This window comes from Allochromatium palmeri (assembly GCF_009720725.1).
In the GTDB taxonomy this organism is placed as follows: Bacteria; Pseudomonadota; Gammaproteobacteria; order Chromatiales; family Chromatiaceae; genus Thermochromatium; species Thermochromatium palmeri.
In genome coordinates, this window is the sequence record NZ_WNKT01000020.1 from 59,615 (window position 1) to 65,851 (window position 6,237).

Below are 6,237 nucleotides of genomic sequence, written 5' to 3' on the forward strand. Positions count from 1 at the left end.
CATGTCTATTCTCAGAACCAGCGTTTCCGGCGCAGGAACCACAACTGCAAAGTAACGACCGCGGCCGTTGCAAGACACAAAAAGAAAAAAGCCCAGGGCGCTTCGGCGCCAGGAATGCCGCCGACGTTCACGCCAAGCAATCCCGTAATGAATCCCAGGGGCAGGAAAACGGCGGTGACCACGGACAGCAGGTACATGCGCTTCTCGGTTTTCTCCGAGAGGCGTTGCAGCAGTTCCTCCTGGGTGACGGTGGCGCGATCTCGCGACGCCTCCAGCGCCTCCAGGTAACGGGTGGTCTGGTCCGCTACCTCGCGCAGCCAAGCCCGGTTGTCCTCCTCTAGCCAGGCCACTTTGGCCGCTGCCAGGCGTAGCAGCGCATCCCGTTGGGGGACCAGATAGCGACGTAGTCCGATAAAGGTGCGGCGCAGGTCCGCCAGGGCCGCGTTGATCTCCTCCAGACGGCCCTCTTCAACCTGCTCCTCAAGCTCATCCGCCTGAATTTCCAGTCCCTCGATGACGTCGTCCATACGTTCGGCCAGCCGGTCGGCGATGGCCGTCAGGAGTTCGCCTGCATTGCAAGGCCCGCGTCCCCGCTCAATGGACGCTTGCACATCCTGGACTGCGCGCAGCCGCAATTTGCGGCAGCTGACCACCAGCTGCGCGCTCGCCCAGATGCGGATGGAGACCATATCGTCGGGCTCGGCGCCTGGGTTGAAGTTGATCCCACGCAGGATCACGAGCACGCCGTCGTCGAGCGGGACCAAACGCGGTCGGGTGTGCTCAGCCAGCAGGCCGTCCGCGACCGCTTCGTTCAGGCCGCTGTCTTCACGCACGAAGCGGCTGGTGTCGGGGTCCAGGAGGTCAAGGTGGATCCAGGTCACGCCTTCGGTTCGGGAGTCTGCGTGGATGTCTTTCCAACCAAGGGCGGTGCCTCCGCCCTGGCCATCCAGGCGATAGGCGTAGACGAGGCTGCGGGTGGCTGGTCGATTGGTGTCGGTCATGTTCAATCCCTGTCCACTGTCACGAGTGGTTCGAGGATGGCGTCGAAATCGGCTGGATTCACATACTGCATGACCACGCGCCCGCTGGGATCGCGCCCGATGTCGAGTCCGCGCTCGGGATAGAGCCAGTGGACGATGCCGGTCTCAGCCTCGCTGAGCCGTTGCGTGGGTGCGCCGAAGCGCTGCTCGATCAACGCCTCGTCGAGCCGCGCCTTGGGCAGATAGACGATGGCGCGGATGGGCCGCCCGGCCAGGCGTTTGGCATCGTTCGGATCCAGCTTGACTTTCTGACTGCCGCTGCCGGTCTGGCTGATGCGCAGTCCGCGATCATACATCGACGTCAGGGTCGCCTGATCGACGTCCAGGGTCAGGACGAAATCAGCGCGCAGACGTTCCAGATAGATCTGTTCGAAATAGACCTCAGCGGCGAGCATCCCAGACGGACCGGGCATCCGGAACAGGTTGATCTCGCCGTCCTCGCGAAAGACCTGGCGGACCTCGGCGAGCGTCGTGGCGCCCAGCGTGAAGCCGAAGACCTGGGTGCGTCCGCTGGCGTCCTGTTCGATCAGCCACGGCAGTCGCGCGATTCCGTCCTCGATCGGATCCGGCATCAGCAGCAGCATCCCGACGAAGCCCAACGTGGCGGCACCGAGTATGGAGAGAACGATGGAGCGGTCCATAGAGTCCACCCGGCGCTGTTCAGCCTGTTGGTTCGAGAATGAGTCCAGCCACGACCTCGCGGCCCTCAGACGCCAGGATGTTATAGGTGCGGCAGGCCGCGCCCGTGGTCATGACCTCGACGCCGATGCCGCGTTCGAGCAGACCGGCATAGAGCACAGGATCGAGCAGGGTCGGCTGATCGCCGGTGCCGATCAGAACCACCCGAGGCGTAAGATCCGCGATGACCGTCAAGTGCTCGCGGGTCAGATCCGCGGCCGCCGTCGGCCCCCAGGGTTCGATGATCTCCGAGGGCGTTAGGATCAGGCTGCGTGTATAGCGGCGTCCGGAGAGGCTGATCCAGCCCGAACCATAGCCCTCGATCAGATAGCCGCTCCCGGCGTCTGCTTCCGAAAATTTCATCGTGCGTCCCCGAATAACCAAACCAGTCGTCGAGTGTAGCGCCTCGCGTTCCGTGATGGGACGGGGGAGGGTCGCGCGGTTGCCATCCATCCGGCGTCGGCGTGTAGAATTCGGGCCTTTCATCCACCTGAGCCAGACTGAAACATCATGACCGTTCGCACTCGCTTCGCTCCTTCTCCGACCGGCTATCTGCACGTCGGCGGCGCCCGCACGGCGCTTTTCTGCTATCTCTACGCCCGCAAGCACGGCGGTCAGTTCGTCCTGCGTATCGAAGACACGGATCTGGAGCGCTCGACAGCCGAGTCGGTGAACGCCATTCTGGAGGGCATGACCTGGCTCGGGTTGGATTATGACGAAGGGCCGTTCTACCAGACCCACCGCTTCGATCGTTACAACCAGGTCATCGAGGAACTGCTCGACAAGGGACTGGCCTACCGCTGCGACTGTCCCAAGGAGCGGCTGGAGAAACTGCGCGTCGACCAGATGGCACGCAAGCAGAAGCCGCGCTATGACGGCTGCTGCCGTCATAAGCAGGTCGATCCGAATCAGCCGCACGTCATCCGCTTCAAGAATCCCGCCGATGGCGTGGTGATCGTCGACGACCTCATCCGTGGTCGGATGCCGTTCGCCAACGAGGAACTCGACGACCTCATCATCCGTCGCAGCGACGGCACCCCGACCTACAACCTGAGCGTGGTGGTCGATGACGCCGACATGGAGATCACCCATGTCATTCGCGGTGACGACCATATCAACAACACCCCGCGTCAGATCAACATCCTGCGCGCACTCGGCTTCGAGCCGCCGCGCTATGCCCATGTCCCCATGATCCTCGGCGATGACGGAGCGCGGCTGTCGAAGCGTCATGGCGCCGTGAGCGTCATCTCGTATCGCGACATGGGCTATCTGCCCGAGGCGCTGCTGAACTATCTGGTGCGTCTCGGCTGGTCGCACGGCGATCAGGAAATCTTCTCGATCGAGCAGATGATCGAGGCGTTCGATATCTCGGACGTCAACAAGGCCGCCTCCAGCTTCAATACCAGCAAGCTCGACTGGCTCAATCAGCAGTATCTGCAACAGGCCGAGCCGTCGCGGGTCGCGCGCTTGCTCAGTCCGCACATGGGGCGGATCGATATCGATCCCTCGACCGGGCCGGATCTGGCCGATGTGGTCAAGGCTCAGGCGGCGCGCGCCAAGACGCTGGTCGAGCTGGCCGAGATCAGTGCCTTCTGCTATCGCGATTTCGAGGACTTCGACGAAGGCTCGGCGAAGAAGCATCTGCGTCTGGTCGCGCGCGAGCCGCTGGAGAAGCTGCGTGCGGCTTTCGAGCTGATGGCGTTCGAGGACTGGACCCCCGAGCAGTTGAAGCATGTGGTCGAGGGTGTGAGCGAGGAATTGCAGCTCAATCTGGGCAAGGTCGCTCAGCCGCTGCGCGTGGCTATTGTCGGGCGTGCCGCCTCTCCGGGGATCGAGGAGACGCTGATGCTGGTCGGCAAGGAGGCGACGCTGCGCCGGATTGATAAGGCGCTGGGCTATATCGCGGCGCGTGGTGGCGAGGCTTGATGCTGTCTGCGCCGTGACAGATACGCGGCGCATGCGGCGGCGGTCTGCAAGGCTTGTGCAAAGCGTCTGTGGACTGGCATGCTTTGGATGTGTTGCGAGTTGAACAGGAGCGTCATCATGCCAGCCACCGCCGCCGTCCTAATGATCGATGTCGACGACTATCTCGTCGGCGAACAGCAGAGCGACATCCGTCACGAATATATCGCCGGTCAGGTCTTCGCCATGGCCGGCGCCAGCGAGACGCACAATCGCCTCGGTCTCAATCTGGCCTTTCATTTGCGCGCCGCCGCGCGTGGTACGCCCTGTGGCGTCTTCATGGGCGATATGAAGGTCCGGGTCGCCGCCCACGATGCCTTCTATTATCCGGACGTCCTACTGACCTGTGCGTCCGAGGATGCTGAGCCATTCTATAAAACCGCGCCCTGTCTGATCGCCGAGGTGCTTTCGCCGAGCACTGAACTGACTGATCGGCGTGAAAAGCTTATCGCCTATCGCGCTCTGGCGTCGCTGCGCTATTACGTCCTGATCGCTCAGGATTGCCACCGGGTCGAGGTCTACAGCCGGGACGAGGCGGGCGAATGGCGGCATCAGGTCTATGAGAATGGTGGCGAGATCGTGTTTGATTGCCCGCCGTTGCATCCGCGTCTGACGCTGGACGATGTCTATGAAGATGTCGTGTTGGCGGTCCCGCCAGTTCCTGTCGATCCACATTGAGGCGGGGAATTGCACGCAACTCGACAGTTAGGCCACAAAGGTACTCTTATGAGAACATTCGAAGAAATCAAGATAGAAATCGAAGGCCTTCCTCATCGTGAATATATAAAACTCATGCACTGGGTATCCGAGCATGATTGGGAAATGTGGGATGAGGAAATTGAAAAAGACTGTGCTGCCGGAAAACTCGATTTTCTAATAAATGAGGCATTGGAGGAAAAAGCGAAAGGAATGCTTGGTCAAATTTAATGCACAAAACCACTGCGCGATTTTGGGCTTGCTTTTATGCCTTGCCAGAGCAAGTACAGAAACTCGCGCGAAAGAATTATGAACTACTTAAAGAGAACCCGCGCCATCCATCTTTGCGTTTCAAGAAAGTCGGGAAGTTGTGGTCGGTGCGGGTTGGCGGTAATCACCGTGCGCTTGCGATGGAAGACGATGGCGGATATGTGTGGGTTTGGATAGGAAATCACGAAGAATATGATAGTTTAATCAATGGCTAATTGGCCTAGCACGGTGCTCCAGCCGTTAGTCGGCCGAGCGGTCGTGTCGATCGCGGCGGCGTCTGTATGGTGTGGTGTCTCCGTAGCTGTGTGCGGCTGATCCTTGTTCGTTAACAGTGTCAAATACAGTGCAACGGCCTGCTGGGCTTGCTGTCGCTTCCACGGTTGTTGTCCCTTGTCCTGGAGCTTGGCGTCGAAAGCGGTGAGGCTTGAGCGACAGGCGGAGTCCTGTTGGTACTTCTGGCAAAAGTCCAGATAGAACCGCAGCCAGCGGCGAAAATATGGCCGATGATTCTCCGCGATGCCGGTAGCGACCAGGGTCGAATCGAAGCGGGACGCTAGGGCTGGAGGGATCTCGCGCATGGGCAGAACTCTGCGGGATAACATGTACTTTTAGATGTTACCCCGCAAAAATATCAGTGTCCACAGATGCATTGTCAAGGCCGCATTTCGTGTGGTAGGTTAGCCCGAAACCATCCAATCACTGGTTAGATGTGCCAAGGAGGAATGCAATGAAGCACACAAAAAATATTAAATCCTATAACGAAAGCCATGAAAAACTGGCTGAAGATATATGCGATTTATATTATGATTCTTTGGCAGAATTTTTTAGGTTACTATCAGGGAAGCTAGAGAAAGATGGAAAAGCCGATGATGGCCGAGGCAGAATCAAATTAGCGAAAGAACTCCTATCGGCAAGTAAAGACTTGGAAAGCGCAGCTAATCATATTGATGTGGCTTGGGAGATTTGTGAGCCTTATGTTAAGAAATGGCTCGAATCAAAAAATGCAAACTAACATTGACTCATCTAATCGGGTAAGGGCGGGTATTTAGCCCGCCCTCCCCTCCCCACACCACCTAGCATGCGGGTCCGCACTAGGCGGTTCACAAGAAGGGAGCACACGAGGATTTCAGGCATAGCCATGCGCTTTCATCCATTGATCGCGAATGCTGATCAAGCCCTGGCCTTTCAGCCAGTCATTGGTCATCCCGGTTTGCGTGCCCAGCGAGCGGGACAGATGCCAGTAGCTCTTGGAGCTCATGCCCGTCCAGATCGCGGTCCGTATCCGTGTTCCCAGAGCCCTCAGTTGGCGAATGCGATTGCGCACCCCGCGCCACTGTTTCCAGTAGCACATGCGGACACGCCGCCGCAGCCAGTGGTCCAGCTCGGGGATCGGCCGGTAATAGTTCGAGATGCCAAAGTAGCCCATCCAACCACGGACGTATTCGGAGAGCTTTTTGAGCCGGTAATCCATGGACACGCCCCAACTCCGTCCGGTCAGCTTGCGCAGCCGGTGTCGGAAGTCTTGGTAGGCGCGCTCGGACCAACGCAGCTTCTTGCCCCGGAAGGTGAATCCCAGGAACACACACGCGTC

The 6,237-nt window shown here is 59.3% G+C and carries 10 protein-coding genes; 5 read left to right on the forward strand and 5 right to left on the reverse strand.

From position 1 onward, the window contains the following. Positions 1-11 precede the first annotated feature (11 nt). From GJ668_RS10770 to GJ668_RS10780, 3 genes are read right to left on the reverse strand one after another with little or no spacing between them, the layout of a single operon-like run. On the reverse strand, positions 12-1,001 hold the full coding sequence (locus GJ668_RS10770) for a zinc transporter ZntB (RefSeq protein ID WP_155450153.1): 990 nt from the start codon (positions 999-1,001) through the stop codon (positions 12-14). Positions 1,002-1,003: 2 nt separating this feature from the next. Beyond that, on the reverse strand, positions 1,004-1,681 hold the full coding sequence (locus tag GJ668_RS10775) for a hypothetical protein (protein WP_155450154.1): 678 nt from the start codon (positions 1,679-1,681) through the stop codon (positions 1,004-1,006). A 19-nt stretch (positions 1,682-1,700) separates the two neighbouring features. After that, the gene (locus GJ668_RS10780) at positions 1,701-2,081 is read right to left on the reverse strand and encodes an Mth938-like domain-containing protein (RefSeq protein ID WP_155450155.1); all 381 of its coding nucleotides are present in this window, start codon (positions 2,079-2,081) and stop codon (positions 1,701-1,703) included. Positions 2,082-2,228: 147 nt separating this feature from the next. Between GJ668_RS10780 and gltX the strand changes: the two genes are divergently transcribed. The 4 genes from gltX (at position 2,229) to GJ668_RS10800 (ending at position 4,861) form a co-directional block, all read left to right on the forward strand. Beyond that, the gene (gene gltX, locus GJ668_RS10785) at positions 2,229-3,644 is read left to right on the forward strand and encodes a glutamate--tRNA ligase (protein WP_155450156.1); all 1,416 of its coding nucleotides are present in this window, start codon (positions 2,229-2,231) and stop codon (positions 3,642-3,644) included. Positions 3,645-3,761: 117 nt separating this feature from the next. Then, positions 3,762-4,358, forward strand: a complete 597-nt coding sequence (locus GJ668_RS10790; RefSeq protein ID WP_155450157.1) for a Uma2 family endonuclease — start codon at positions 3,762-3,764, stop codon at positions 4,356-4,358. A 48-nt stretch (positions 4,359-4,406) separates the two neighbouring features. Then, positions 4,407-4,607, forward strand: coding sequence for a hypothetical protein (locus tag GJ668_RS10795; RefSeq protein ID WP_155450158.1), 201 nt, complete (start codon positions 4,407-4,409; stop codon positions 4,605-4,607). Further along, a complete protein-coding gene (locus GJ668_RS10800) occupies positions 4,607-4,861 on the forward strand; it encodes a ParE family toxin-like protein (RefSeq protein WP_155450159.1) in 255 nt (84 codons plus the stop codon). Before GJ668_RS10795 ends, GJ668_RS10800 begins: the two co-directional genes overlap by 1 nt. Here the strand turns inward: GJ668_RS10800 and GJ668_RS10805 are convergent. Beyond that, positions 4,847-5,224 carry a hypothetical protein gene (locus tag GJ668_RS10805; protein WP_155450160.1) on the reverse strand — a complete coding sequence of 126 codons (378 nt, stop codon included), beginning with the start codon at positions 5,222-5,224 and terminating at the stop codon, positions 4,847-4,849. The two genes, GJ668_RS10800 and GJ668_RS10805, sit on opposite strands and share 15 nt — an antisense overlap. 149 nt (positions 5,225-5,373) lie before the next feature. Here GJ668_RS10805 and GJ668_RS10810 point away from each other — a divergent pair, with 149 nt between their 5' ends. After that, positions 5,374-5,658, forward strand: a complete 285-nt coding sequence (locus GJ668_RS10810) for a hypothetical protein (RefSeq protein WP_155450161.1) — start codon at positions 5,374-5,376, stop codon at positions 5,656-5,658. A 114-nt stretch (positions 5,659-5,772) separates the two neighbouring features. On the opposite strand, the gene GJ668_RS10815 is transcribed toward GJ668_RS10810, so the two are convergent. After that, positions 5,773-6,237, reverse strand: a 465-nt coding sequence (locus GJ668_RS10815) for a group II intron maturase-specific domain-containing protein (RefSeq protein ID WP_281350211.1), incomplete at its 5' end; no start/stop codon positions are given.

Coding starts and splice junctions, on each gene's coding strand:
- GJ668_RS10775 (WP_155450154.1), bottom strand. CDS start 1,681: ATGGACCGCTCCATCGTTCTCTCCATACTCGGTGCCGCCACGTTGGGC.
- GJ668_RS10780 (WP_155450155.1), bottom strand. CDS start 2,081: ATGAAATTTTCGGAAGCAGACGCCGGGAGCGGCTATCTGATCGAGGGC.
- GJ668_RS10790 (WP_155450157.1), top strand. CDS start 3,762: ATGCCAGCCACCGCCGCCGTCCTAATGATCGATGTCGACGACTATCTC.
- GJ668_RS10810 (WP_155450161.1), top strand. CDS start 5,374: ATGAAGCACACAAAAAATATTAAATCCTATAACGAAAGCCATGAAAAA.
- GJ668_RS10795 (WP_155450158.1), top strand. CDS start 4,407: ATGAGAACATTCGAAGAAATCAAGATAGAAATCGAAGGCCTTCCTCAT.
- GJ668_RS10800 (WP_155450159.1), top strand. CDS start 4,607: ATGCACAAAACCACTGCGCGATTTTGGGCTTGCTTTTATGCCTTGCCA.
- GJ668_RS10770 (WP_155450153.1), bottom strand. CDS start 1,001: ATGACCGACACCAATCGACCAGCCACCCGCAGCCTCGTCTACGCCTAT.
- gltX (WP_155450156.1), top strand. CDS start 2,229: ATGACCGTTCGCACTCGCTTCGCTCCTTCTCCGACCGGCTATCTGCAC.
- GJ668_RS10805 (WP_155450160.1), bottom strand. CDS start 5,224: ATGCGCGAGATCCCTCCAGCCCTAGCGTCCCGCTTCGATTCGACCCTG.